The organism is Stenotrophomonas sp. STEN009 (genome assembly GCF_056760395.1).
Map to the genome: position 1 here is coordinate 23,670 of NZ_JBRRES010000033.1, position 26,827 is coordinate 50,496.

The 26,827-nt window shown below is 67.8% G+C and carries 22 protein-coding genes; 12 read left to right on the forward strand and 10 right to left on the reverse strand.

Annotated features, from left to right (window positions below):
- Nucleotides 1-24: 24 nt before the first annotated feature.
- From prpF to prpB, 4 genes are all read right to left on the reverse strand, one after another.
- Nucleotides 25-1,209, reverse strand: coding sequence for a 2-methylaconitate cis-trans isomerase PrpF (prpF, locus tag ACVOMM_RS14825; protein ID WP_053518644.1), 1,185 nt, complete (start codon nt 1,207-1,209; stop codon nt 25-27).
- A gap of 51 nt (nt 1,210-1,260) precedes the next feature.
- The gene (gene acnD / locus ACVOMM_RS14830) at nt 1,261-3,879 is read right to left on the reverse strand and encodes a Fe/S-dependent 2-methylisocitrate dehydratase AcnD (RefSeq protein WP_164151582.1); all 2,619 of its coding nucleotides are present in this window, start codon (nt 3,877-3,879) and stop codon (nt 1,261-1,263) included.
- 98 nt (nt 3,880-3,977) lie between these two features.
- Entirely contained in the window at nt 3,978-5,135 is a 1,158-nt protein-coding gene (gene prpC / locus ACVOMM_RS14835) for a bifunctional 2-methylcitrate synthase/citrate synthase (protein WP_053518648.1), read from the reverse strand.
- A gap of 36 nt (nt 5,136-5,171) precedes the next feature.
- Nucleotides 5,172-6,065 (reverse strand): methylisocitrate lyase, encoded by an 894-nt coding sequence (gene prpB, locus ACVOMM_RS14840; protein ID WP_481526451.1) that lies wholly within the window; start codon nt 6,063-6,065, stop codon nt 5,172-5,174.
- Between the two features lie 155 nt (nt 6,066-6,220).
- Here prpB and prpR point away from each other — a divergent pair, with 155 nt between their 5' ends.
- A complete protein-coding gene (gene prpR, locus ACVOMM_RS14845) occupies nt 6,221-7,804 on the forward strand; it encodes a propionate catabolism operon regulatory protein PrpR (protein ID WP_481526452.1) in 1,584 nt (527 codons plus the stop codon).
- A gap of 47 nt (nt 7,805-7,851) precedes the next feature.
- Here the strand turns inward: prpR and aacA are convergent, their stop codons facing one another.
- Nucleotides 7,852-8,319: an aminoglycoside 6'-N-acetyltransferase gene (aacA, locus tag ACVOMM_RS14850; RefSeq protein WP_065182632.1), complete on the reverse strand. Its 468-nt coding sequence runs from the start codon at nt 8,317-8,319 to the stop codon at nt 7,852-7,854.
- Nucleotides 8,316-8,915 (reverse strand): pyridoxamine 5'-phosphate oxidase, encoded by a 600-nt coding sequence (pdxH, locus tag ACVOMM_RS14855; protein ID WP_053518654.1) that lies wholly within the window; start codon nt 8,913-8,915, stop codon nt 8,316-8,318. The genes aacA and pdxH overlap by 4 nt, the downstream gene beginning before the upstream one ends.
- 40 nt (nt 8,916-8,955) lie before the next feature.
- Here pdxH and ACVOMM_RS14860 point away from each other — a divergent pair, with 40 nt between their 5' ends.
- Entirely contained in the window at nt 8,956-9,783 is an 828-nt protein-coding gene (locus tag ACVOMM_RS14860; protein ID WP_111186370.1) for a kinase, read from the forward strand.
- A gap of 6 nt (nt 9,784-9,789) precedes the next feature.
- On the opposite strand, the gene ACVOMM_RS14865 is transcribed toward ACVOMM_RS14860, so the two are convergent.
- Nucleotides 9,790-9,993 carry a dodecin family protein gene (locus ACVOMM_RS14865; RefSeq protein ID WP_053518657.1) on the reverse strand — a complete coding sequence of 68 codons (204 nt, stop codon included), beginning with the start codon at nt 9,991-9,993 and terminating at the stop codon, nt 9,790-9,792.
- Between the two features lie 98 nt (nt 9,994-10,091).
- On the opposite strand from ACVOMM_RS14865, the gene ACVOMM_RS14870 reads away from it, so the two are divergent.
- From ACVOMM_RS14870 to mdtD, 5 genes are all read left to right on the forward strand, one after another.
- Complete coding sequence (locus ACVOMM_RS14870) at nt 10,092-10,634, forward strand: shikimate kinase (protein ID WP_065174808.1); 543 nt, start codon at nt 10,092-10,094, stop codon at nt 10,632-10,634.
- Nucleotides 10,631-11,743 carry a 3-dehydroquinate synthase gene (gene aroB / locus ACVOMM_RS14875; protein ID WP_481526453.1) on the forward strand — a complete coding sequence of 371 codons (1,113 nt, stop codon included), beginning with the start codon at nt 10,631-10,633 and terminating at the stop codon, nt 11,741-11,743. Before ACVOMM_RS14870 ends, aroB begins: the two co-directional genes overlap by 4 nt.
- Nucleotides 11,744-11,864: 121 nt before the next feature.
- The gene (locus tag ACVOMM_RS14880) at nt 11,865-12,104 is read left to right on the forward strand and encodes a WGR domain-containing protein (protein ID WP_053518663.1); all 240 of its coding nucleotides are present in this window, start codon (nt 11,865-11,867) and stop codon (nt 12,102-12,104) included.
- Nucleotides 12,105-12,140: 36 nt separating this feature from the next.
- Complete coding sequence (gene hemE / locus ACVOMM_RS14885; protein ID WP_065182628.1) at nt 12,141-13,214, forward strand: uroporphyrinogen decarboxylase; 1,074 nt, start codon at nt 12,141-12,143, stop codon at nt 13,212-13,214.
- Between the two features lie 91 nt (nt 13,215-13,305).
- On the forward strand, nt 13,306-14,715 hold the full coding sequence (gene mdtD, locus ACVOMM_RS14890; RefSeq protein WP_481526454.1) for a multidrug transporter subunit MdtD: 1,410 nt from the start codon (nt 13,306-13,308) through the stop codon (nt 14,713-14,715).
- A 21-nt stretch (nt 14,716-14,736) separates the two neighbouring features.
- Here the strand turns inward: mdtD and ACVOMM_RS14895 are convergent, their stop codons facing one another.
- Nucleotides 14,737-18,267 (reverse strand): hybrid sensor histidine kinase/response regulator, encoded by a 3,531-nt coding sequence (locus tag ACVOMM_RS14895; protein ID WP_481526455.1) that lies wholly within the window; start codon nt 18,265-18,267, stop codon nt 14,737-14,739.
- A 96-nt stretch (nt 18,268-18,363) separates the two neighbouring features.
- A complete protein-coding gene (locus tag ACVOMM_RS14900; RefSeq protein WP_481526456.1) occupies nt 18,364-21,912 on the reverse strand; it encodes a sensor histidine kinase in 3,549 nt (1,182 codons plus the stop codon).
- 164 nt (nt 21,913-22,076) lie between these two features.
- Here ACVOMM_RS14900 and ACVOMM_RS14905 point away from each other — a divergent pair, with 164 nt between their 5' ends.
- From ACVOMM_RS14905 to ACVOMM_RS14915, 3 genes are read left to right on the forward strand one after another with little or no spacing between them, the layout of a single operon-like run.
- Complete coding sequence (locus ACVOMM_RS14905) at nt 22,077-22,721, forward strand: YceI family protein (RefSeq protein WP_065174806.1); 645 nt, start codon at nt 22,077-22,079, stop codon at nt 22,719-22,721.
- The gene (locus ACVOMM_RS14910; RefSeq protein ID WP_053519880.1) at nt 22,718-23,290 is read left to right on the forward strand and encodes a cytochrome b; all 573 of its coding nucleotides are present in this window, start codon (nt 22,718-22,720) and stop codon (nt 23,288-23,290) included. Before ACVOMM_RS14905 ends, ACVOMM_RS14910 begins: the two co-directional genes overlap by 4 nt.
- 3 nt (nt 23,291-23,293) lie before the next feature.
- Entirely contained in the window at nt 23,294-23,866 is a 573-nt protein-coding gene (locus ACVOMM_RS14915) for a YceI family protein (RefSeq protein ID WP_053519881.1), read from the forward strand.
- A gap of 69 nt (nt 23,867-23,935) precedes the next feature.
- Here the strand turns inward: ACVOMM_RS14915 and ACVOMM_RS14920 are convergent, their stop codons facing one another.
- Nucleotides 23,936-24,121 (reverse strand): thioredoxin domain-containing protein, encoded by a 186-nt coding sequence (locus tag ACVOMM_RS14920; RefSeq protein WP_053519891.1) that lies wholly within the window; start codon nt 24,119-24,121, stop codon nt 23,936-23,938.
- Between the two features lie 141 nt (nt 24,122-24,262).
- Here ACVOMM_RS14920 and ACVOMM_RS14925 point away from each other — a divergent pair, with 141 nt between their 5' ends.
- Nucleotides 24,263-25,645, forward strand: coding sequence for an L-serine ammonia-lyase (locus ACVOMM_RS14925; protein WP_053519882.1), 1,383 nt, complete (start codon nt 24,263-24,265; stop codon nt 25,643-25,645).
- A gap of 74 nt (nt 25,646-25,719) precedes the next feature.
- Complete coding sequence (locus ACVOMM_RS14930; RefSeq protein WP_262100872.1) at nt 25,720-26,715, forward strand: alpha/beta fold hydrolase; 996 nt, start codon at nt 25,720-25,722, stop codon at nt 26,713-26,715.
- Nucleotides 26,716-26,827 lie beyond the last annotated feature (112 nt).

Genomic DNA, 26,827 nt, shown 5'->3' on the forward strand with positions numbered 1-26,827 from the left:
CGGCGCTACCGCCATGGTCCCGCGTTACAAGGTGTCGGCCGGTACCCGCACGCTGCCTTCCATCAATACACGGGCGCTGCGGCTCATGATGGCCTTGGTCACTGTCCACTGGCCGTCAACGAGACCGGCCTGGGCGCCCACGCGCAGCGTGCCGGACGGATGCCCGAAGGTCACCGCCTCGCGCTGGCCACCGCCGGCGGCACGGTTGACCAGCGTGCCCGGAATCGCAGCAGCGGTACCGATCGCCACAGCGGCAGTGCCCATCATCGCGTGGTGCAGCTTGCCCATCGACAGCGCACGCGCATGCAGATCGATGGCCGATGCCGGGATTGCCTTGCCGCTGGACGATACATAGTCCTGCGCCGGTGCCACGAACGCCACTTTCGGCGTGTGCTGGCGGGTCGCCGCCTCTTCCAGCGTCGAGATCAGGCCCATGCGCAGCGCACCGTGTGCACGGATGCTCTCGAACTTCTGCAGGGCAGCCTTGTCGTCGTTGATCGCCGGCTGCAGCTCGGTACCGCTGTAGCCCAGATCGGCCGCATTGAGGAAGATGGTCGGGATGCCGGCGGTGATCATCGTCACCTCGAAACTGCCCACGCCCGGCACATCCAGGGTATCGACCAGGTTGCCGGTCGGGAACATCGCGCCCGCGTCGCCATCATCGGAGGGATCTATGAACTCAAGCTGGATCTCGGCGGCCGGGAAGGTCACGCCATCCAGCTCGAAATCACCGATCTCCTGCACCTCGCCATTGCGCATCGGCACGTGGGCGATGATGGTCTTGCCGATGTTGGCTTGCCAGATGCGCACGGTGCACAGGCCGTCGCGCGGCACCCGGGCCGGATCGATCAGGCCGTTGGCGATGGCGAACGGACCCACCGCAGTGCTGAGGTTGCCACAGTTGCCGCTCCAGTCGACGAACGCGGTGTCGATCGAAACCTGGCCGTACAGATAGTCCACATCGTGATCGGGCACGGACGCACTGGAGATGATCACGCACTTGCTGGTGCTGGACGTGGCCCCGCCCATGCCATCGGTGTGCTTGCCATAGGGATCGGGCGACCCGATCACGCGCATCAGCAGCGCATCACGTGCCGGGCCCGGCACCTGTGCGGCTGCGGGCAGGTCCTGCAGGCGGAAGAACACGCCCTTGCTGGTGCCACCGCGCATGTAGGTGGCGGCAATGCGGAGTTGCGGAAGAAAGCTCATGGAACGGCTCCTTGCAATGAAAGACGGCCCGTTGCCGGGCCGTCGGTTGTCTCATGCCACCCGGGCACCTTCGAGGAAATCCTGGGCGAAGCGCTGCAGTACACCGCCCGCTTCGTAGATCGCCACTTCCTCGTCGCTGTCCAGGCGACAGGTGACCGGCACGATGATGTCCTGCCCATCGCGGCGGTGGATGACCAGGGTCAGGTCGGCGCGCGGCGTGCGCTCGCCCACCACGTCGAAGGTCTCGGTACCGTCGATGCCCAGGGTCAGCCGGGTGGTGCCCGGCTTGAACTCCAGCGGCAGCACGCCCATGCCGATCAGGTTGGTGCGGTGGATGCGCTCGAAGCCTTCCGCCGCGATCGCTTCCACGCCGGCCAGGCGCACGCCCTTCGCCGCCCAGTCACGCGAGCTGCCCTGGCCGTAGTCGGCACCGGCGATGATGATCAGCGGCTGCTTGCGCTCCATGTAGGTCTCGATCGCCTCCCACATGCGCATCACCTTGCCCTCCGGCTCCACCCGCGCCAGCGAGCCCTGCTTCACGCTGCCGTCGTCGTTGCGCACCATCTCGTTGAACAGTTTCGGGTTGGCGAAGGTGGCGCGCTGCGCGGTCAGATGGTCGCCGCGGTGGGTTGCGTAGGAATTGAAGTCCTCTTCCGGCAGGCCCATCTTCGCCAGGTATTCGCCGGCGGCACTGGAGGCCAGGATCGCGTTGGACGGCGACAGGTGGTCGGTGGTGATGTTGTCCGGCAGCACCGCCAGCGCGCGCATGCCCGCCAGCGTGCGTTCACCGGCCAGCGCCCCCTCCCAGTACGGCGGGCGGCGGATGTAGGTGCTCTGCGGGCGCCAGTCGTACAGCGGACTGACCGCCGCACCCTGCTCCACGCGCACGTTGAACATCGGGTTGTAGACGCTGCGGAACTGCTCGGGCTTCACCGCCGCCTTCACCACTGCATCGATCTCGGCATCGCTCGGCCAGATGTCCTTCAGGCGCACCTCGTTGCCGTCGGCGTCCACGCCAAGCACGTCCTTCTCGATGTCGAAGCGCATGGTGCCGGCAATGGCGTAGGCGATCACCAGCGGCGGCGATGCCAGGAAGGCCTGCTTTGCGTAAGGATGGATGCGGCCATCGAAGTTGCGGTTACCCGACAGCACGGCCGTGGCATACAGGTCGCGGTCGATGATTTCCTGCTGGATCGCCGGATCCAGCGCACCGCTCATGCCGTTGCACGTGGTGCAGGCGAACGCGACGATGCCGAAGCCGAGCTTTTCCAGCTCCGGCAGCAGGCCGGCCTCTTCCAGATACAGCTGCACCGCCTTTGAACCCGGGGCCAGCGACGACTTGACCCACGGCTTGCGCAGCAGGCCGCGCTCGTTGGCCTTGCGCGCCAGCAGGCCGGCGGCGATCACGTTGCGCGGGTTGGAGGTGTTGGTGCAGCTGGTAATGGCGGCGATGATCACCGCGCCATCAGGCATCAGGCCCCGCAGCTGCTCGGCCTTGCCGGCATCGAGCTTGGCTGCGTCGGCGATGCCGCGCTCGGCCAGCTCGGCCACCGGCAGGCGGCGATGCGGATTGCTCGGGCCCGCCATGTTGCGGACCACGCTGGACAGGTCGAAGCGCAGCACGCGCTCGTACTGCGCCGTGGCCAGCGCATCGGCCCACAGACCGGTGCTGCGTGCGTAGTTCTCCACCAGCGCCACCTGCGATTCCTCGCGGCCGGTCAGGCGCAGGTAATCGATGGTCTGCCCGTCGATGTAGAACATCGCCGCGGTCGCGCCGTATTCCGGGCACATGTTGGAGATGGTGGCACGGTCACCGATGGTCAGCGCGGCCGCACCCTCGCCGAAGAATTCAAGCCAGGCGCCCACCACGCGTTCCTTGCGCAGGAACTCGGTCAGGGCCAGCACCACGTCGGTGGCGGTGATCCCTGGCTGTGGCCGACCGGTCAGTTCCACGCCGATGATGTCGGGCAGGCGCATCCACGACGCGCGGCCGAGCATCACGTTCTCGGCCTCCAGGCCGCCGACACCGATGGCGATCACGCCCAGCGCATCGACGTGCGGCGTATGGCTGTCGGTGCCCACGCAGGTATCCGGGAAGGCCACGCCGTCCTGCACGTAGATCACCGGCGACATCTTCTCCAGGTTGATCTGGTGCATGATGCCGTTGCCCGGCGGAATCACATCCACGTTCTGGAACGCCCGCTTGGTCCAGTCGATGAAATGGAAGCGATCCTCGTTGCGGCGATCCTCGATGGCGCGGTTCTTCTCGAATGCCTGCGGATCGAAACCACCGCACTCCACCGCCAGCGAGTGATCAACGATCAGCTGTACCGGCACCACCGGGTTGACCTTGGCCGGATCGCCGCCCTTGTCGGCGATCGCATCGCGCAGGCCGGCGAGATCCACCAGCGCGGTCTGACCGAGAATGTCATGGCACACCACGCGCGCCGGGAACCAGGGAAAATCCAGGTCGCGGCGACGTTCGATCAGCTGCGTCAGCGAGGCGGTGAGCATCGCCGGATCGCAACGCCGTACCAGGTTCTCGGCCAGCACGCGCGAGACATACGGCAGCGTGGCGTAGGCGCCGGGCTGGATCGCATCGACCGCAGCGCGCGCATCGAAGTAGTCCAGCGGGGTGCCGGGGAGGGTCTTGCGGTAATCGGTATTCATGGGCTGGCGGAATGCTTGGGGCGGGCCGGATGCCGGCGAGCGGCAATGAAGGCATCCGGCCAGCACCTGGCCGACCGGATGGATGGATCACGCGGCGGTCAGGCGCGCTTGTCGATGGCCACGAACTCGCGATCTTCCGGGCCGATGTAGTTCGCGCTCGGACGGATGATCTTGCCGTCGATGCGCTGCTCGACGATGTGCGCGCTCCAGCCGGCGGTGCGGGCGATGACGAACAGCGGGGTGAACATCGCGGTCGGCACGCCCATCATGTGGTAGCTGACGGCGCTGAACCAGTCCAGGTTCGGGAACATTTTCTTGATGTCCCACATCACCGTCTCCAGGCGCTCGGCGATGTCGTACATCTTCATGCTCGACTGCTCTTCGGACAGCTCACGGGCGACGTCCTTGATCACCTTGTTGCGCGGGTCGGACACGGTGTACACCGGGTGGCCGAAGCCGATCACCACTTCCTTGCGCTCGACGCGGGCCTTGATGTCCTCTTCGGCCTCATCCGGGCTGTCGTAGCGCTTCTGCACCTCGAAGGCCACTTCGTTGGCGCCGCCATGCTTGGGGCCGCGCAGCGCGCCGATGCCACCGCAGATCGCACTGTACATGTCGCTGCCGGTACCGGCGATGACACGGCAGGTGAAGGTGGACGCATTGAACTCGTGCTCTGCGTACAGGATCAGCGAGGTGTGCATCGCCTTCACCCACGAATCCTGTGGCTTCTCGCCGTGCAGCAGGTGCAGGAAGTGGCCACCGATGGAATCGTCATCGGTTTCCACGTCGATGGCGCGGCCGTTGTGGCTCCAGTGGTACCAGTACAGCAGCATCGAGCCGAGGCAGGCCATCAGCTTGTCGGCGATGTCGCGTGCACCCGGATGGTTGTGGTCATCCTTTTCCGGCGCCACGCAGCCGAGCACCGACACGCCGGTGCGCATCACATCCATCGGGTGTGCCGACGGCGGCAGTTCTTCCAGCGCGGCTTTCACCGCGGCCGGGATGCCACGCAGCGACTTCAGCTTGGCCTTGTACGAAACCAGCTCGGCGCGGGTCGGCAGCTTGCCGTGCACCAGCAGGTACGCGATTTCCTCGAATTCGCTGGTGTTGGCCAGATCCAGGATGTCGTAGCCACGGTAGTGCAGGTCATTGCCGCTGCGACCGACGCTGCACAGCGCGGTGTTGCCGGCGGCAGTGCCGGACAGGGCGACGGACTTCTTCGGCTTGAAGGTCGGGGTTGCGGTCGTATCGTTCATGTTTCCCTCCGAAAACTTGATGGTGCAGGGTACTGCTTATTTCTTGGCGGCGAACAGTGCGTCGAGCTGCTGCTCGAACGCGTGGTAGCCGATGCGGTCGTACAGTTCTTCGCGGGTCTGCATGGCGTCGACCACGCTGCGCTGGTGACCGTCGCGGCGCACCGCCTGGTAGACGTTCTCCGCCGCCTTGTTCGCCGCGCGGAACGCCGACAGCGGCAACAGCTGGATGGCGACCCCGGCCGAGGCCAGCTCGTCGCGGCTGAACAGCGGCGTCGCACCGAATTCGGTGATGTTGGCCAGCACCGGCACCTTCACTGCATCGACGAAGCGGCGGTAGGTGTCCAGATCGTAGGCAGCCTCGGCGAAGATGCCATCAGCGCCCGCTTCGACACAGGCGATGGCGCGCTCGATGGCCTTGTCCACGCCATCCACCTGGATGGCATCGGTGCGTGCGATCAGGAAGAAATCCGGATCGGTCTTTGCATCAGCGGCGGCCTTCACGCGGTCGACCATCTCACCCTGCGAAACGATCTCCTTGCCGGGACGGTGACCACAGCGCTTGGCGCCGACCTGGTCCTCGATGTGGCAGGCGGCCGCGCCGGCCTTGATCAGCGACTTCACGGTGCGCGCGATGTTGAACGCGCTGGGTCCGAAGCCGGTATCGATGTCCACCATCAGCGGCAGGTCGCAGACGTCGGTGATGCGGCGCACGTCCACCAGCACGTCTTCCAGGGTGTTGATGCCCAGGTCCGGCAGGCCCAGCGAGCCTGCGGCAACACCACCGCCGGACAGGTAGATGGCGCGGAAGCCGGCGCGCTTGGCCAGCAGGGCGTGGTTGGCGTTGATCGCACCGATCACCTGCAGCGGCGATTCGGCGGCCAGAGCCTCGCGGAAGCGGGCACCGGCGGAAGAAGGGGCGGAAGCGGTCATGCGGCAATCCATGTTGAGGAACAGGTGGGCAGGCGCAAGCACCATGCCAAGCTGCAAGCGATTGATTTCAAAGGCATGATCGGCTAACAGCGATGAAACATATGAAACATTGAAACAGATGTATCATGAAACACTCCCGTGCTGGTGTCCGCCCCATGTACCTGCCCCGCTCGCCCCTGCGCCATGCCGACGCCGACCCCGGTCGCCCGGTGATCTGGACGGTCAGCGTTTCGCGGCTGACCGGCCTGCTGGGTGACGTCATTCCCGAGTTCGACCGCCGCGCGCGCATCGAACAGATCAACCTCGGCTTCGAAGAGGCAGTGGAGGTGATCGGCCAACGCCTGCGCCGCGAGCACTGCGACGTGGTGATTGCCGGTGGCTCGAACGCGGCCTGGCTGCGCAGTCGGCTCGACCTGCCGCTGGTGCCGATCCAGGCCAACGGCTTCGACCTGATGGAGGCTCTGGCGCGCGCGCGCCGCATCGCCGCACGCATCGGCCTGGTCACCCATGCCAGCGACGTGCCGGTGTTCAGCGGCTTCCAGCAGAGCTTCGGCCTGGATATCGAGCACCGCCGCTTCGTCACCCGCGAAGATGCGCGCGACTGCATCGCCGATCTGCGTGCCAACGGCATCGAAGTGATCGTCGGCACCGGGATGGCCATCGACCATGCCGAGCAGGCCGGGCTGCCGGGCGTGCTGCTGTATTCGGCCGACTCGGTGCGGCAGGCCTTCGAGCATGCGCTGGAACTGACCCAGACCCTGGCACGCTCGGTGGGTCCACGCCCCACCACGCGGCGCAGTGCCGCCCCGCGCGGCGATGCATACGCGCTGCTCGGCGACAGCGTGGCGATGGCGCAGGTGCGCGCACAGATCGCGCTCTATGCACCGCACGACAGCACCGTGCTGGTCACCGGCGAGACCGGTACCGGCAAGGAACTGGTGGCACGGCAACTGCACGCCGCCAGCGGCCGGCGCGGTCGTTTCGTCGCGCTGAACTGCGGCGCGATCAGCGAATCGCTGCTGGAAGCCGAACTGTTCGGCTACAGCGATGGCGCCTTCACGGGCGCACGTCGTGGCGGCCGGGTCGGCCTGGTCGAAGCGGCCGATGGCGGCACACTGTTCCTTGACGAGATCGGCGAGCTGCCCTTGCCGCTGCAGACCCGCCTGCTGCGCGTACTGGAAGAACGTGAAGTGCTGCGCGTCGGCGCCACCGAACCAACACCCGTGGACCTGCGGGTGGTGGCCGCGACGCTGCAGTCGCTGGAGCATCGCGCAGCTGCCGGCAGCTTCAGGCGCGACCTCTACTACCGGCTGGCGGCACTGCGCATCGCACTGCCCCCGCTGCGTGCCCGGCGCGCTGACATCCCGCTGCTGACTCGGCACTTCTTCCGCCAGCTGCGCGGTATCGACGCCCCCCTGGACCAGGACGCGATGGCAGTGCTGGGTGCCGCCGACTGGCCGGGCAATGTGAGAGAACTGCGCAATCTGGTCGACCGCCTGCGCATCCACTGGCAGCCGGCAGACGGGATGATCGACGCTGGGCGCCTGCTGCAGCTGGCGCCGGAACTGGCGCGCGAAAGCACCCCGTCCCTGCGGCTGGAAAGCAATGGCAGGCGCCCGGCACGGGCCCAGCTGCAGGCGCTGCTGCAGGAACACCGCAATGACCGCGAAGGCATGGCCCAGGTGCTCGGCGTGTCACGCACCACCTTGTGGCGCTGGCTGCGCGCGGAAGGACTGTAGGCAGGCGCAGCGCGGACCGCGCGGCGCGCCGCCAGCCAAGATTGGCACTACCCCCGCGTGGCCGCGTCCAGCGGCATGCGGAAATAGACCACCCGCTCGGTCTCTTCAAAGCCACAGGCGCGGTGTGCCGCGTGCGCCTCTACGTCCTCCAGGCGGCTGTCCGAGGCCAGCTCGCTGCAGCCCGCGTCCCGCGTCCACGCCTGCACTTCCGCCAGCAGGGCACGGCCGACAGCGCGGCCCTGCCACTGCGGCGTTACATACCAGCCTTCCAGGAACCCGACCGGCGAGGAACCGGTGCCGTTCACATAGTCGTGGCGCAGGCGCACCTCGGCGAAACCGACCGCCTCACCATCAGCCGCGCACGCCAGGAACACCGCACCTTCCGGATCGGCCAGCGACTGCGCCAGCTCCTCCAGCGGATCATCGGCGTCGGGCCACAGGCCCACGCGCAGCTGCGACCATGCAGCGGCATCGGCCGGTGTGGCCTGGCGGATCGTGGCAGCGCAGCCGCTCACGGATACAACAGGCGCTTGCTCCAGCGCCCCTCGGCGCCGGCTTCATAGCACCACCGCTCGTGCAGGCGGAACTGCGCGCCGTACCAGAACTCGATGCGGTCGGGCACCACGCGCAGGCCACTCCAGCCGTCCGGACGCGGCACGTCCTTGCCCTCGAAACGTGCCTCGACCTCGGCCACGCGCGCATCGAACTCTTCGCGCGTTGCAAGCGTCTTCGACTGCTGCGAAGCCCACGCGCCGATCTGGCTCATGCGCGGACGGCTGGCGAAGTAGGCGTCTGCTTCCGCATCGGCCACCTGTTCGACACGGCCTTCGATGCGCACCTGGATGCCGGCCTCGCGCAGGCTGCGCCACAGGAACAGCAGGGCCGCCTGCGGATTGGCCCGCAGCTCCTGGCCCTTGTGGCTGTCCAGGTGGGTATAGAACACGAAGCCACGCTCATCGAAGGCCTTCAGCAGCACGGTGCGCGCCGACGGACGACCGTGCAGGTCGGCACTGGCCACGGTCATCGCGTTGGGCTCGACCTCGCGGCTCTGTTTGGCCTCGTCGAACAGGGCCGCAAACGTGGACAGGGCTTCGGCGTACAGGTCGCTCATGATTGCGTTCTTCTCACACGGATTGATCTATTGTGGCGGCATGGTCGCTGCTGCGTATATGCCCCAGGTGAAAGGATTTCCCGAGACATTGGCCGAGCAGGCACTGGATGATGCGCTGGGCAGCGGCGCGGCGGTTCCAGTATTGGCGATCAGCGGGCTGCAGGGGAGCGGCAAATCGACGCTGGCCGAGCAGGTGGTGGCGCGCGCCCGGAACCGGGGCCTGAACGCCGCGACGCTGTCCATCGATGATGTCTACCTGACCCGGGCGCAACGGCAGCGGCTGGCACGCCAGGTCCATCCGCTGTTGATCACCCGGGGGCCGCCGGGCACCCACGACCTGCCGCTGGTCCACGCGCTGCTCGATGCCGCCGCCGCGCGCGAACCACTGGCGCTGCCGCGCTTCGACAAGCTGGCCGACGAGCGCCTGCCACAGGCGCAGTGGCCACGGCTGGAAAAGCCGCTGGACCTGCTGGTGTTCGAAGGCTGGTTCCTGGGCACACCGGCGCAGGAGGAATCCGAACTGGCTCAGCCGTTGAACGCCCTTGAACGTGATGCCGACAGCGATGGCCGCTGGCGCCACTGGTGCAACCAGGCCCTGGGCCGCGACTACCCGGCATTGTGGCAACGCTGTGACCGCCTGTGGTTCCTGCAGCCGCCGGACTTCTCGGTGGTACCGCGCTGGCGCTGGCAGCAGGAGCAGAGCCTGCAGGCGGCTCAGCCCGGCCGGCATGGCATGAGCCGGCCGCAGCTGGAGCGCTTCGTGCAGTACTTCGAGCGGGTCAGCCGGCAGGCACTGCATGCACTGCCGGCCCTCGCCGACCGGGTGGTGGTGCTGGATGCGCAGCGCCAGGTACAGGCACTGCGCTGAGGCCCCTCATTCCACCAGGAAAGTCACCCGCAGATTGACCCGCCACTCGGTGATCTCACCGCTGCCATTGGTGACCACCTTGGTCTCGTTGATCCAGGCCCCCTGGATGCCCTTCACGGTTCCGGAGACCTTCTTCAGGCCGCTGCGCACGGCATCCTCCACGCTCGTGGGCGAAGAGGCGGTGATTTCGATGACCTTGGCAACCGACATGGCCTGTACTCCGTTGAACGCGGGAATCCCCGCAGGAAGTCCCACCCTGACGTGAAGGACGTAAAGGCCGGGGCACGGAGGTGTTAGCATCAGGGCGCATGAATCCTGCTCCGAACCTGATCCTGATCGGCCCGATGGGCGCCGGCAAAACCTGCATCGGCCGCCGCCTCGCCGAGCGCTTCACGCTGGACTTCGTCGATGTCGACCAGTCCATCGTCGACGCCGCCGGAGCCAGCATTCCCACGATCTTCGAGCACTCCGGCGAAACCGGCTTCCGCAGCCTCGAGCGCGACGCGCTGGCCCGCCTCCTGCAGGGCCACGGCCAACTGGTCTCGACCGGCGGCGGAGCGGTACTGGACCCGGACAACCGGGCATTGATCGCCCGCCGTGGCTTCGTGGTCTACCTGCGGGTCAGCGTGACCGCGCAACTGGAACGGCTGGCCCGCGACAAGGCCCGGCCGTTGCTGCAGCGCCCCGACCGCGAGCAGGTGCTGCATGACCTGGCCGCCCATCGCGATCCGCTGTACCGCGAACTGGCCGACCTCACCCTTGATACCGACCCGTACACCGCTGCCGACGCCACCGCCCAGCTGGTCGTCAAGCTCGCCGCGCAATGGCAGCGCCAGGACCTGATCGCATGACTTCCCCCACTCCGCTGCAGGTCGCCGTTGGCGGTGACCGCCCTTATACCATCTCCATCGGCGCCGGCGTCCAGAGCAATGGCCCTGCCCTCGCCCGCCACGTGCGGGGGCGCCACGTCCTGCTGCTCAGCGACAGCGACGTCGCCCCGCTGTACCTGGCGCGGCTGAAGCAGACCCTGCTGGCTGCGCGTCCGGACCTGATCGTCGGCGAACACGTGCTGGCCGCCGGCGAAGCCTCCAAGACCCTGGCTGAATTCGGCCGCGCCATTGAAGCGCTGGCAGCCCTGGGCGCCACCCGCGATGCCTGTGTGTTCGCGCTCGGTGGGGGTGTCGTCGGCGACCTGGCCGGCTTCGCCGCAGCCTGCTGGATGCGGGGCATCGACTGCGTGCAGCTGCCGACCACGCTGCTGGCGATGGTCGATTCGTCGGTGGGCGGCAAGACTGCCGTAGACATTCCTGCCGGCAAGAATCTGGTCGGCGCCTTCCATCCGCCGCGCGCGGTGGTGGCCGATACCGCGGTGCTGGCCACCCTGCCGCCGCGCGAGCTGCGCGCGGGGCTGGCCGAGGTGGTGAAGTACGGCGCACTGGGCGATGCGGATTTCTTCGACTGGCTGCAGCACCACGCCGACGCGCTGTCCGCTGGCGAGGACGCGGTGCTGGCCGAAGCCATCGCCCGCAGCTGCAGGCACAAGGCCGCCATCGTCGAGCGCGATCCGTTCGAGAAGGGGGAGCGTGCCCTGCTGAACCTCGGCCACACCTTCGGCCATGCCATCGAAACCGAACAGGGCTATTCGGCGCCGGGCCGCGATGCGCTGAACCATGGCGAGGCGGTGGCAGTGGGCATGGTGCTGGCGGCCAGGCTGTCCACCGATCTCGGCCTGGCCGACGATGCCGACCGCGCGCGCCTGCAGGCGCTGCTGGAAAGGCTCGGGCTGCCGGTCGCGATCCCGGCCGGCCTGGATCCGCAGGCCCTGCTCGGCCGCATGCGGCTGGACAAGAAGAACGTGGCCGGTCGACTGCGCCTGGTGCTCTGGCGCGGCATGGGTCGGGCCGAGGTGGTGCCGGACGTGGATGAAGCAGCGGTATTGAAGGTGCTGGGCCAGGGTTGATCGCTTCCGCGTTCGCCGGGCATGGCCCGGCGCTGCCCGGGGTTTCCTGAGCGTCCGCCGGGCATGGCCCGGCGCTACCGCGTTGCGGCCGGGGTCACCCTGGCCCCGCTACAATCGGGCCATGCATGTCTACCTGCAACATCCCGAGGCCGGTGCGCAGGCACCGCGGTTCCTGCGCCTGAGCCTGCAGCCGGATCTTTTCGGCGGCTGGGAGCTGCTGCGCGAAAGCGGCCGCGTCGGTGGCCGCTCGCAGCTGCGCCGCGAGCTGTTCCTGCAGGCCGACGAAGCCCGCCACGCCTTCGAGAAAGCGCGCGATGCCGAACTGCATCGTGGCTTCCAGATCCTTTCGCACGGCGACTGATGCCGCTGCCCACCTTCGATCCAAGGAACGTTCAACGTGACCAGCCCTCTCCGCAATGATCGCCTGCTACGCGCTCTGCGCCGCGAACCGGTGGATTGCACGCCCGTCTGGCTGATGCGCCAGGCCGGCCGCTACCTGCCGGAGTACCGCGCGACCCGGGCCAAGGCCGGCAGCTTCCTGGCGATGGCCAAGAACCCGGAGATCGCCTGCGAAGTCACCCTGCAGCCGCTGCGGCGTTTCCCGTTGGACGCCGCCATCCTGTTCTCGGACATCCTCACCATCCCCGACGCGATGGGGCTGGAGCTGTACTTCGTCGAAGGCGAAGGCCCCAAGTTCCGCCACCCGGTACGTGACGAAGCCGCCATCGCCAGGCTGGCGGTACCGGACATGGAGCAGGACCTGGGCTACGTGATGGATGCGGTGCGCCTGATCCGCCGCGAGCTGGATGGCCAGGTGCCGCTGATCGGTTTCTCCGGCAGCCCATGGACACTGGCCTGCTACATGGTGGAAGGCGGCGGCAGCAAGGATTTCTCGCGCATCAAGGCCATGGCGCTGAACCACCCGCAGGCCCTGCACCGCCTGCTGGAGGTCACCACCGACGCGGTCATCGCCTACCTGGGCGCGCAACGCGCCGCGGGCGCACAGGCCCTGCAGGTTTTCGACACCTGGGGCGGCGTGCTGTCGCCGGCGATGTACCGCGAATTCTCGCTGCGCTACCTGCAGCGGATTGCCCAGGGCCTGGACCGTGGCGAAGGCAGCGAGCGTACGCCGCTGATCCTGTTCGGCAAGGGCACCGGCCTGCACCTGGAAGCACTGTCGCAGACCGGTGCGGATGCACTGGGCCTGGACTGGACGCTGGACCTGGACGAAGCGCTGCGCCGCACCGGTGGTCGCGTTGCCCTGCAGGGCAATCTCGACCCCACCACGCTGTACGCTTCACCCGATGCGATCGCCACCGCTGCCGCGCGCGTGCTCGATACCTACGCCGCCGGCAATGGCGGGTCGCGCGAGGGCCACGTGTTCAACCTGGGCCATGGCATGTCACCGGACATGGACCCGGCCCACGTGCAGGTACTGGTCGACGCGGTGCACGCGCACAGCCAGCGCTGAGCCGTGCGCATGCGGTTGCGGCGCGGTGTTGATCGCGCCGTGACCCGCAGTGCGCGATCATGGCGCCCCCACGTTGCACCGGCCACAACCCATGTCCACATCGCCATCGACCTACAACCGCCAGCGCCCCCTGCTGTGGCTGGTGTCCCTGGCGATCTTCATGCAGATGCTGGACTCGACCATCGTCAACACGGCGCTGCCGGCGATGGCGGCCAGCCTGGGCGAGAGTCCGCTGCAGATGCAGTCGGTGGTGTTCAGCTATGCACTGGCGGTCGCCACGTTCATTCCCGCCTCCGGCTGGATCGCTGACCGCTACGGCACCCGGCGCACCTTCCTGGTGGCGATCATCCTGTTCACCCTCGGCTCGCTGGCCTGCGCGCTGGCCCAGCACCTGCATCAGCTGGTGGGTGCCCGCGTGCTGCAGGGCATCGGCGGTGCGATGCTGCTGCCGGTCGGCCGCCTGGCGGTGATGCGTTCGGTGCCGCGCGAGGACTTCCTGCGTGCGATGAGCTTCATCGCCATCCCCGCCCTGATCGGCCCCTTGATCGGCCCGACGCTGGGCGGCTGGCTGGTCGAGATCGCCTCCTGGCACTGGGTGTTCCTGATCAACCTTCCGATCGGCGTGATCGGCTTCATCGCTGCGATGAAGATCATGCCGGACCATTACGCCAGCCACCGCACCCGCTTCGACCTGCGCGGCTACATCATGCTGGCCTTTGCGATGGTGGTGCTGTCGCTGGCGCTGGACGGCATCTCCGGGCTGGGTACGCCGCACGCGCTGGTGATGCTGATGACCGTGGCGGGGCTGGCCGCACTGGTGGGCTATTGGCTGCACGCGGCCAACTCGACCGCGCCGTTGTTCTCGCTGGCGCTGTTCCGTGTGCCCAGCTATCGCATCGGCATCCTCGGCAACCTGTTCTCACGCATCGGCAGCAGCGCCATGCCGATGCTGATTCCGCTGCTGCTGCAGGTGGGCCTTGGCCTGGGACCGATGAACGCCGGACTGATGATGGTACCGGTGGCCGCGGCCGGCATGATCTCCAAGCGGCTGGCGGTGAAGCTGGTCGAACGCTACGGCTATCGGCGCGTGCTGATGACCAACACCGTGCTGGTGGGCCTGGCCATGGCCAGCTTCATCCTGATGACGCCGGGCCAGCACCTGGGCTGGCGCCTGCTGCAGCTGGCCTTCTTCGGTGCGGTCAATTCGCTGCAGTTCACCGTGATGAACACCGTGACCCTGCGCGATCTGGATCGGGAGTTCGCCAGTTCGGGCAACAGTCTGCTGTCGATGGTGATGATGCTGGCTGCCGGCTTCGGCGCGGCGGCGGCGGGCAGCCTGCTGGCCGCCTTCGGCACGCACCTGGAGGGCCACGGCGCGACGGCGGCGTTGCACGCCACGTTCCTGTGCGTGGGCGCGATCACACTGACTTCGACGATGATCTTCTGGCAGTTGCCGGACACCAAGCCCGAACCCCGCCAGGTCGAACACGTCGCGGAGTAGCCTGCCGGACTGTGCCCGGCCTCAGCGCCCCAACACCTTGGCGATGGCCTCCACCAGCAGCTCGCCCGTGACCGGCTTGCGCAGGAAACCGCCGATCCCGGCCGCTTCCACCTGCTTCTGCAGGTCCGGGTCCGTGCGCGCGGTCACCGCCAGCAACGGCAGCGTGTACCCCTGGTTGCGCAGATGCTCGGCCAGCTCGAAGCCGCTGAGGCCCGGCAGGTCCAGGTCAAGCAGGGCCACATCGAAATCACTCCCGCTGATCTCGCGCAGCGCCGCCAACGCATGCCCGGCATGCACCACCTCATGGCCGCGCGCACTCAGAAGACCCTGCACGACATCGGCCACCGTCGCGTCATCCTCCACCAGCAGCACGCGCAGGGGGGGCATGTTCGCTACTGCATCCTCGCTCCGCGCGGCGCTGTCCGCATCGGCGTCGGCGTCCACTTCCAGCGGCAGGGGCAGCATCACTCCAAAGCAGGTTCCGCGCCCCAACTGGCTTTCGACCTGGATCCGGCCCTGCATCGCCTGCGCCAGCTCGCGGCAGATCGCCAGCCCCAGGCCACTGCCACCATACTGCGCCGCGGTACGTGCACCGTCAGCCTGCTCGAACCGGCGGAACAGGCGCAGCTGCTGTTCCTGGCTGATGCCCGGCCCGGTGTCACGCACTTCGAACTGGAGTGCACGCATCGCCTCATCGCACCGGGCATGCAGGGTGATGGTGCCACGGCTGGTGAACTTCACCGCGTTGGACAGCAGGTTGAGCAGGATCTGCCGCACCCGGATCGCATCGCCGGTGGCCTGCAGGCCGGGCGGCAAGCGATTGTCCAGGACGAAACGCAGTCCCTTCTGCGCGGCCAGCGGCCCCATCAGCGCGGCCAAGTCCTGCAGCAGGCAATGGAGCGCGAACGGCCGGGACTGCAGTTCCAGGCGCCCCGATTCGATCCGCGCCAGGTCCAGCGCATCGTTGACCAGATGCAGCAGATGCTCGCCCGCCTGGCGGATGGACTGGGTGTAGCCGCGCTGCTGAGGATCCAGCGGCGAGGACAACAGCAGCTCGCTCATGCCCATCACACCGGTCATCGGCGTGCGGATCTCATGGCCCAGATTGGCCAGGAAGCGCGTCTTGGCCGCCGAGGCCTGCTCGGCCAGTTCCTGCTTGTGCAACGCCAGCTGGTAGGCGTGGCGACGCTGCAAGCGGCGACGGTACAGCCATGCAAACCAACTGGTCAGCAGCAACGCGATCGACGTCAGCACCAGCAGGCCCGACAGGCTGCGCCACCACGGCGGCTGCACGCGGAACTCCAGGGTCTGCACCCGCGACCAGACGTGGTCGGCCGAGCGCGCCTGCACTTCCAGCCGATAGCTGCCCGGCGGCAGCCGCGAGAACAGGCGTTCACCGGCGGGCCCGACCTCGACCCAGTCCGGGTCATAGCCGGCCAGGCGGTAGCGATACGAATTGGAGGCCGAATCGGCGAAGGACAGCAGGCGCGCCACGATGCGCAGATCGCGGTCGCCGTCGGCGATCAGCAACGGTGCGTCGTGGGTCAGGTCCAGCACCTGCTCGTTGCGGCGCACCTCCACCCGCTCGATCACCAGCGGTGCGCGGCGCACCGAAGGCCGCACCTGTTCCGGATCGAACACCACCACGCCGGCCGGCGTGCCTGCCACCAGCCGTCCCGAAGACGTCGCGATCAAGGTATGCGCGCGGAACTCCTGGCTGGGCAGGCCATCGTGCACGCCATACAGGCGCACGCTCTGGCCGTCCGCGCCGACCCGCACCAGGCCGCGTGCGCTGGTGGCCCAGGCCACACCCTGCGCATCGACCACCAGACCGGTGGCGGAAACCGCCGGATATCCCTGTTCGGCACCAATGACCCCCTGCCGCTCCAGACGCCCCTGGCTCCATCGATAGCGCGACAACCGGCCGTCCTCGGACAGCCACACCTGGCCGTCGCTGCCGGTATACGCCGCGTACAGTGCCGTTGCCGGCGCGCCGGGCACCGGCTGGAAGCGCTGCTGCTCAGGCTGCCACTGCAGCAGCCCGCGGCTGCTGGCCAGCCACAGCTGGTTCTGCGGACCGCATACCAGATCCTGGTTCAGCTGGCCGGTCTGCAGTCCGTTCTGGCCATTGTCCAGTTCGAGCAGCAGCCGACCTTCCAGATCGCGCTGCTGCAGGCCGGCGGGCATCATCAACCACAGGCTGTTGCTGTCGCAGATCATCAGTGCGTCGACATCGCCCTCCATCGCGGCATCGGCAGGCGCGTCGCGTCCCCAGCGGCGCAGCTCGTCGCGTGCCGGGTCATAGCGCAGCAGCGCTCCGGACGAACCGATCCAGACCCGACCATGGCGGTCCTCGCGAACCGAGGTCAGCCAGTGGATGCCATTGACGCCGCGCCGGAACTGCTCGATCTGGCCGGTACGGGGATTGAAGCGATCCAGCGCGCCGTGGCTGCCGACCGTCCAGACACCTCCGTTGCTGGACGCACTGGTGCCGAGTACGTAGGCGTTGCGCAGTGACGATGCATCGTCCTCCAGACGCGAGAACACCGAGAACTGCCACCACCGTGGCAACAGATGCCAGAGACCGGCATTGGTGCTGGCCAGCCAGATGCCGCCCTCGCGATCCTCGTAGGCGCCGGTCCAGTTCGGCCGCACCTGGCCGCGCGCGATCGCGCTGTACAGCGGCACCGTCTGGTACTGGCCATCGACCCCGCGACCGAGTCCGCTGCGGGTGTCCAGCCAGTAGCCCCCCTGCTCATCGCGCAGCATCATGCCCAGCACCTCGTCGCCGGCCGGCACCGACCAGGGTTGCCGCTCGAAGCGACCATCCGGCCGGCGCACGAATGCGCCGGCCAGCGTACTGATCCACAGGCTGCCGTCAGGCTCGGCGGTCAAACCGTTGATCAGCTGGCCGGGCACCTGCTCGTCGCCGACCCGCTCGAAATCGCTGCCGGTCCAACGCGCCACGCCATGCTTGGTGCCCACCCACAGGCTGCCGTCGGGCAGCGTGGCCAGATAGGGCACCGCAGCGGCCGGCAGGCTGCGCGGATTGTTCGCCTCGGGCAGGAAGCGCTGCACCCGATCATTGCCATCCACCCGGTACAGCCCGCCTTCGTGGGTACCGAACCAGATCGAGCCATCGGGGGTGGCGGCCAGGCTCCAGATCGTATTGGTGCTCATCAGCGGCTGGCTGCTGCGGTCGAAGAACCGCAGCTGCCGGCGGTCGGCCGACATCCTTACCAGGCCGGCATTCTCGGTGCCGATCCACAAGCGGTTGCGGGTATCGACCAGTACGGTCCAGATGCGGTTGTCGCGCAGGCCATCCTCGGAGCGCCAGACCCGGTAGTTGCGGCCGTCGTATCGTGCCAGCCCGTCATTGGTGGCGATCCACAGGTAGCCGTAGCGGTCCTCCGCCATGCGGTTGACGGTGTTGGACGGCAGGCCATCGAACACCGTCACCTGCCGGGGCGTGGGCGGTACCGGCTGTGCGGCAGCTGGCGCCAGGCAGCACAGCAGAAGCATCAGCAGCATCGCCGCCCGCAGATACGCCACTGATCGCCTCCTCACGCGTTCCCAGATGGTGCCCGTCGTGCGGGCGTCGGCATGGTAAACCGAAAGTCGCGCCGTTCACGCCCGGCGCCGGCGCAATCAGCCCTCACCCTGGCGCTTGCTGCGAGCCTGCACGATGGCCGCCACCAGCATGTCGCCCGTGACCGGCTTGCGCAGGAAGCCGTCGAAACCGGCGGCCAGCACCTGCGCCTCCGCATAGGCATCGGACCGCGCGGTCACCGCCACCAGTGGCAGCTCATAGCCCATGGCGCGCAGCTGACGGGCGATCGCCGTTCCGTCCAGGGCCGGCAGATCCAGGTCGAGCAGACCGACATCGAACCCCTCGGTCGCGATCTCCGACAAGGCCCCCAGGCCGTGCAGCACGTGCACTACGTCGTGGCCACGACTGCGCAGCAGGCCGGCGATGACGTCCGCTACCGTGGGGTCATCTTCGACCAGCAGGATGCGCAGCGGCGGCAGCGGCGGTGGCGACGCCCTGTCGGAACCACTGTGGGCAGCCTGGCGGGTCCACGGCAGCGGCAGCTGCACGCGGAACCGTGCGCCCCTGCCCGGCTGGCTGTCGACATCGATGCGCCCACCCATCGCCACGGCCAGTTCCTGGCAGATCGCCAGGCCCAGCCCGCTGCCGCCATAGCGCGATGCTGTCCGCGGGCCATCGGCCTGCTCGAAGCGATGAAACAGACGCTGCTGCTGTTCGGCATTGATGCCGGGGCCGGTATCGAACACCTCGAAGCACACCCCGCCACCATCCTCCTGCAGCCGCACGCCCAGGCCGACCTGGCCGCGCTCGGTGAACTTGATGGCATTGCCGAGCAGGTTCAGCAGGATCTGGCGGATGCGCATTTCATCGCCACTGACGCTGATCGGGCCGGGCAAGGCATCCTCGCGTACAAAATCGAGCTGGCGCTGCTGCGCCATCGGCCGCATCAGCATCTGCACCTGGTCCAGCAGCGCGGCAAGATCGAACGGACGCAGGTCCAGCTCCAGTCGCCCGGCTTCGATCCGGGCCAGGTCCAGGGCATCGTTGACCAGACGCAGCAGATGGCTGCCCGCCTGCTGGATCGATCCGGCATAGCTGCGCTGTACCGGATCCAGTGATGTGGCCAGCAGCAGTTCGCTCATGCCCAGTACGCCGGTCATCGGCGTGCGCACCTCATGACCCAGCGTGGCCAGGAAGTGGCTCTTGGCCTGCGAGGCCTGCTCGGCGAGCTGCTGCTTGTGCACGGTCAGCTGCCACTGCTGGCGCCTTCTCAGACGGCTGCGGATCGCCCATGCCAGCACCAGCAGCAGCAACGAGCCCAGCAGCAGGTAGCCGAAGATCGCCATGCCGCTGCGCCACCAGGGCGGCAATACCTTCACCTGCAGTTGCTGCGACGGCGTCCACGGACCACTGTCGGTGGCCGCCTGTACTTCGATCACGTAGGCACCGGGCGCGAGGCGCGACAGCGTGCGCTGGCCGTCGCCACCCTGCTCCACCCAGTTCTGGTCATAGCCCTGCACCCGGAACCGATAGCGGTTGCCCTGCGGGTTGCCGTACGAGAGCAGCCGCGCGTCGATCTGCAGATCACGGTCATCCGGACCCAGCAGCAGCACCCCGGTGGTCGGCAGGGGTTGCCAGCCGCGCGCATCGTCGCGACGTACGCGCACCTGCGCGATCACCAGCGCGGAGGATGGCAGCGGGGTGTCGGCGGCATTGACGTCGAAACCGACCGCGCCGGTCTGGGTCACCGCGAGCACGCGGCCATCGGCGTTCACCGCAGGCGGCCGGCCGGTGAATTCGGCATCGGGCAGTCCGTCGCGCTCGGTGAACTGCCTCAGCCGCTTCGTTTTCGGATCCCAGCGCAGCAGACCGCGCGGCGTGGTGGCCCACAGGCGGCCATCGTCGGCCAAGGCCAGCCCACCCATGCTCAGGGGTGGCACGCCGGCGGCAGCATCGACGCGCTGCACCAGGCGCAGGCTCATGCCATCCCACTGGTAGCGCTCGAAGGCGCCCTGGCGGGCGAGCCACAGCTGCTGCGGATCGATCCACACCAGGTCGTAGATCGATCCCCGCGAGACGCCAGGAACCGCCTCGAAGCGCTCACCCTGCTGGCGCCAGAGGCCCATGTCACCCATCACCCAGGCCTGCCCGCGCGGATCGAATCGAATCTGTTCGATCGGCGCATCGCCCAGGCCGCGGAATCCCTCGACGGGGAAGCTGCGCAGCACCCGGCCATCGTCCAGACGCTGCTGCACGCCGACATTCATCACCGACACCCAGGCGGTGCCATCCGGCGCCTGCCGCATCAGGTCGATGCGCTGGCGCAGGTCGGAGCCGCCGTCGATGCGCCACTCCCGGGTTGCGCGGGTAGCCGGGTCATAGACGGTGATGCGCCCGGCGCGGCCCAGCCAGAGGCGGCCGTCCGGCCGCGGCAATACCGACCAGACCGCGCCACTGCCCAGCTCGCGATCACTGGCAAGCAGACTCAGCACGCCCTGCGCATCGATCCGGTACACGCCGTGTGCCGAACTCACGTAGTAATTCCGGCCATCGGTGGCCGCGCTGAGCAGGTACTGGCTGTCCAGCGGTTTGCCGTCGAGCTGGTTCCAGGTGGAGAAGCGGCGCCAGTCCGGCGGCAGATAGGCCAACCCCTGGCTCAGCAGGGCCACCCAGACCCCGCCTTCGTGGTCCTGCAGCAGATCGAGCACGCCGCTGTGGGCGGTCAGGAAGCCGCTGCCGCGATCGCCCTCCAGGCGCCACAGTGTCTGCGCATCACCGCGCAGCAGCCCATCTGAGGTACCTGCCCAGTAGCCTCCCTGCCGATCCGCCAGCACCAGTGCCGAGCGAAAGCGATCACTGCCGGACCAGCGTGGACGGCTGACGCGGTCCTGGGCATCGATGCGGAACAGGCCTTCGTTCTGGCTGCCGACCCAGATCGATCCATCGGGGTCGCGGCTGAGACGCAGCACGCTGACCCTGCCCAGCTCGCGCGGCGCGATGGCCTCGAAGCCGTTGCCGTTCCAGCGGGCGACACCGGCCTCGGTACCGACCCACAGGCGGCCCTGCGCGTCCACCAGGCTGCTGAAGATGGTGTTGCTGGGCAAGCCGTCGGGGCGCTGCGGATCATGCTGGAAGAAGCGCAGGCTGCCATCCTCGCCGAAGCGGCACACGCCATGGCCGCTGGTGCCGATCCACAGCGCATCGCCCGCGTAGGCCAGTGTCCAGAACTGGCTCTGGCATTCATTGTTCACCGCGGCGAAGCTGGAGAAACGCTCGCGATCCGCGTCCAGCCGGGCGATGCCCTTGCCGTTGATGCCGACCCACACCCGGTCCAGCGGATCCACCAGCAGGGTCTCGATCTCGTTGCCCGGCAGCGAACCCGGCCGCTCCGGTTCATGCTGCCAGACCCGCAGCGTCGTGCCGTCATAGCGGGCCAGCCCACCATCGGTGGCCGCCCAGATGTACCCCTGGCGGTCCTCGGCCAGGGCCACGACCATGCGCGACGGCAAGCCCTCGGCGGCGCCGAAGCGGCGCAGTCGTGGTGTCTCCCCAGCCATGTCCAGAGTCGCGGCCACCGTGGCGCTTGCCAACAGCAGCAGACCCGTTACTGCGATGCCTCGGCACCACAGACGCCAGCCACTCGTCATCCTGAACCCCCGATCCAGCCGCGATTGTCACACAGCCCAGGCTTCACGACTGCAACAGCCCGTTTCCAGTGGCACCGCCACCACGAACTGTTGCAGCCATGCACGCAGCGTTGTCAGGGGGCTGTGCGTATGATCGCAGCGTCCCCTCCCGGAGCCCGCCATCGATGCGACCCCGCCTGCTCCTGCTGCCGTTGCTGCTCGCCGCTGCGCCCGCCTGGGCACAGCTCGATACCTACCGGCTGGATCCGGTGCACACGCGGGTGCTGTTCATGATCGATCATGCCGGCTACTCGCAGGCCATGGGGACGGTATCGGGCAGTGAGGGCCACCTTCAGTTCGATCCCGACAACTGGCGCGAGGCAACCCTGCAGGTCGATGTGCCGGTCGCCCGGCTGGATCTGGGAGATGCCAAATGGAACCAGGCCACGCTGGCCCGCAGCCTGCTTGATGGCGAGCGGTTTCCCAGCGCCCGGTTCGTATCGTCGCGGGTCGAACCGATCGATGCCAACCACGCCCGTGTGTTCGGCACGCTGACCCTGCGCGGGGTCAGCCAGGAGGTCGCGCTGGATGTGACCCTCAATGCCATCAAACGCTATCCGTTGCCGCCGTTCCGCCGCACCGCCGGTTTTTCCGCCAGCACCACGTTGAGCCGTCGCGCGTTCGGCATCACCGCCTGGCCCGGGGTGATCGGCGACGCGGTACAGGTACGGATCGAGGCCGAGGCCTTCCTCGACCGCAGCGACAGGCCGGGAACTCCTGCCCCGGTTCCCCACTCCGACAGCAAGACGGCCCCCAAGGACCCCGCATGACCGCCAAGAACTCCCCTGCCGCCTGGGGCAGTGTCAGCCAGACCCTGCACTGGTTGATCGCACTACTGATCCTCGCCCTTGGCGTGGTCGGCCTGACCATGGGCGAACTGCCCAGGACGCCCAAATACTTCTGGGTCTACACCGCGCACAAGTCGATCGGCATCACCGTGCTGGCCCTGGTGCTGCTGCGCCTGGTCTGGCGCCTCTACGCCGGTGCGCCCAAGCCGGTGCCGGGTGTGCCCAGCTGGCAGGAGCGCATCGCCAGCGCTACCCACGTGCTGCTGTACGTGCTGATGTTCGCCATTCCGCTTTCGGGCTGGCTGTACGACTCTGCCAGCGGGCTGCGGCCCTTCCGCTGGTTCGGCCTGGTCGATGTGCCCAAGCTCAGCGGACCGGATCCGCAGGTCGTCGCCGTGTCGCATGCGATCCATGAGTACGGCTTCTGGCTGCTGATCGCTGTGGTGCTGGCCCATGCCGGCGCTGCCCTTTACCACCACCTGTTCCAGCGCGACGCGACGTTGAGCCGCATGCTGCCGCGTGGCTGGCTTGCCTCTCCCCAGAAGGACTGACCGATGAATCTGAAACTGACCACCCCGGCGGCCGTGGCCGCTGCCCTGGCCGGCATGCTGGCCACTGCCCCGGCGTTGGCCGCTGACTATGCACAGGCTCCCGGCGCGGGCTCGATCCTGGTATTTGCCAGCAAGTACGACGGCGAAGTGTTCACCGGCAGCTTCCCGGGCTTCGCCACCAAGCTCAGCTTCGATCCCGCCAATCCGGCGGCCGGCTCACTCGACGTCGTGATTCCGCTGGCCGGCGCCAGGAGCGGCAACAGCGATCGTGACTCGACGCTGCAGAGCGCGGACTTCTTCAATGTCGGCAAGTTCGCCACCGCGCGCTACACCGCGAAGGGCTTCCGCGCCATCGGCAATGACCAGTTCGCCGCCGATGGCACGCTCGAGCTGCGTGGTGTCAGCAAGCCGGTGACGCTCACCTTCACCTGGAAGCCGGGCACGCAGCCGGTGCTGACCGGCAAGGCCACCGTCAAGCGCCTGGACTTCAGCGTCGGCGCCGGCGATTGGGCCGACACCAAGACCATCCCCGACGAAACCGCGATCAGCACGATCGTGAAGTTCGACGCGAAGTAAGCCACGGGCCATGCCCGGCTCCACCTTGGAACGGTGATACAGGGTGGCGCCGGGCCATGCCCGGCGGCTTCACCCCGCAGCCAGCCAGGCCCGCACCCGCGCCGCATCGAAGGGCCAGTCCAGTTCGCGACCGCCCGCCTCGTCGCGCAGCACCGGTACCCGCGCGCCGTAGTGCGCCTCCAGCGCTGGATGGTCATCCAGGAACACCGATTCGAACTCGGGCGCGCGTGCCTTGGCCAGTTCGGCCAGGGCCATATCGCACAGGTGGCAGTCGTCACGCTGGAACAGGGTCAACACCGGCTTGCCTCGCTTGGCGGAAATGCTGCGCCGCAGCCATCGGAGGGCCCGGCAAGCCGCTAGAATAGCCGCTTGTCCGGTACCCGCAGTTTGGCATCCATGGCTGTCAGCACGTTCGACGTCTTCAAGATCGGCATTGGCCCGAGCTCTTCCCACACCGTCGGACCGATGAAGGCCGCCGAGCGGTTCATCCATCGCTGGCTGCTCGACCCCGGCCGCCTGCACGAGGTCGCACGCATCCGCGCCGACGTCTACGGTTCGCTGGCGCTGACCGGTCGCGGCCATGGCACCGACAAGGCGATCCTGCTTGGCCTGGAAGGCCAGCGCCCCAACCTGATCGATCCGGACATCATTCCGTCCACGCTGGATCGCATCCGCAGCAGCAAGCGCATCCAGCTGATGGGCCAGCATGAGATCGCCTTCGACGAGAAGCGCGACCTCGGCATGAACAAGCGGCAGAAGCTGCCGTACCACACCAACGGCATGCGCTTCACCGCGTACAACGCCGACGATGAAGTGATCGCCACGCGCGACTATTACTCCGTTGGCGGTGGCTTCGTGGTCAACCAGGACGACGCGGCCGATGACCGCATCGTGCCCGACGAAACCCCGCTGCCCTATCCGTTCAAGAGCGGCGACGAGCTGCTCGCGCAGACCGCGCGCAGCGGCCTGAGCATCGCGCAGCTGATGTTCGAGAACGAGAAGTGCTGGCGCAGCGAGGACGAGATCCGCGCCCAGCTGCGCGAGATCTGGAGCGCGATGCAGTCGTGCGTGACGCGCGGCATCCGCGAGGAAGGCGTGCTGCCGGGCGGCCTGAAGGTCGGCCGTCGCGCGCCGGCGCTGTACCGCGAGCTGTCGTCGAAGCCGGAAGCGGCGATGCGCGATCCGCTGACCACGCTGGACTGGGTCAATCTGTACGCGCTGGCCGTGAACGAGGAAAACGCCGCCGGTGGCCGCGTGGTGACCGCGCCGACCAACGGTGCGGCCGGCGTGCTGCCCGCGGTGCTGCATTACTTCGACCGGTTCTGCCCGGGCGCGAACGAGCAGCGCGTGTTCGACTTCCTGCTGACCTCGGCGGCGATCGGCATCCTCTACAAGGAGAATGCTTCGATTTCCGGTGCCGAAGTAGGCTGCCAGGGCGAAGTGGGCGTGGCCTGCTCGATGGCGGCCGGCGGCCTGGTTGCGGCGCTGGGTGGCAATCCAAGCCAGATCGAGAATGCCGCGGAAATCGGCATGGAACACAACCTCGGCCTGACCTGCGACCCGATCGGTGGGCTGGTGCAGATTCCCTGCATCGAGCGGAACGCGATGGGCGCGGTGAAGGCGATCAACGCCTCGCGCATGGCGATGCGCGGCGATGGCAAGCACAAGGTGTCGCTGGACAAGGTCATCAAGACCATGCGCGACACCGGCCGCGACATGCAGGACAAGTACAAGGAAACCAGCCGCGGCGGCCTCGCGGTGAATGTCATCGAGTGCTGATGACGGGCATCTGGCGGACGACACCGTCACCGCATTCCGGTTAGGCTCGGGCGTCCCCTGTCACGGAATGTCCCATGCGCGTGATCGCCGCCCTGCTGCTGGCCTCCCTGCCCCTCACCGCCGCTGCCGCACCGGCCTATGGGCCACGGCTGGAGGGCTTCGACTACGGCCATCCGGTACAGACCTTCACCCTGGAATCGCAGCAGCAACCGCTGCAGATGGCCTATCTGGATATCGCGCCGACGACCGCGCCGATCGGCGTGGTGGTGCTCCTGCATGGCAAGAATTTCTGCGCGGCGACCTGGAAGGAAACCATCCCTCCCCTGCTCGCCGCCGGCTACCGCGTGATCGCACCTGACCAGGTCGGCTTCTGCAAATCCAGCAAGCCCGAGCGCTACCAGTATTCATTCGGCCAGCTCGCCGCCAACACCCATGCACTGCTGCAGCAGCTGCAGCTCGGCGGCCTGCCCGTGCACCTGGTCGGCCATTCGATGGGGGGCATGCTGGCGGTGCGCTATGCACTGACCTATCCGCAGGACCTGCGCAGCCTGTCGCTGGTCAATCCGATCGGCCTGGAGGACTGGAAGGCGCTGGGCGTGCCGTGGCGAAGCGTCGATGCCTGGTATGCCGGCGAGCTGAAAACCAGTTACGAGAGCATCCGCCGCTACCAGCTGGACGTGTACTACGACGGCACCTGGAAGCCTGCCTATGAAACCTGGGCACGCATGCAAGCGGGCATGTACGAGGGCGACGGCAGGCAGGCGGTGGCCTGGAGCCAGGCACTTGCCTCGGACATGGTGTTCAACCAGCCGGTGGTGTACGAGCTGAAGAATCTGAAGGTGCCGACCGCGCTGTTCATCGGCCAGAAGGACCGCACCGCGATCGGTCGTGACCTGGCACCGGCAGAAGTGAAGGCACGGTTGGGCAACTATCCGGCGCTGGGCAAATCGGCCGCTGCGGCGATTGCCGGCGCGACGCTTGTCGAATTCGCCGAACTGGGCCATTCGCCGCAGGTACAGGACCCCAGGCAGTTCAATGCCGCGCTGCTGAAGGTGTTGAAAGGGCGCTGAAACTGCGTATCCGCCCGGGGTAGGCCCGCCGGCCCGCGGCCGCGCCCCCAGAGGGGGGGGACCCCCGGCGCCGCCCCCCGGCCGCCCCGCGCGGGGAAGCCAGCCCCCCGCC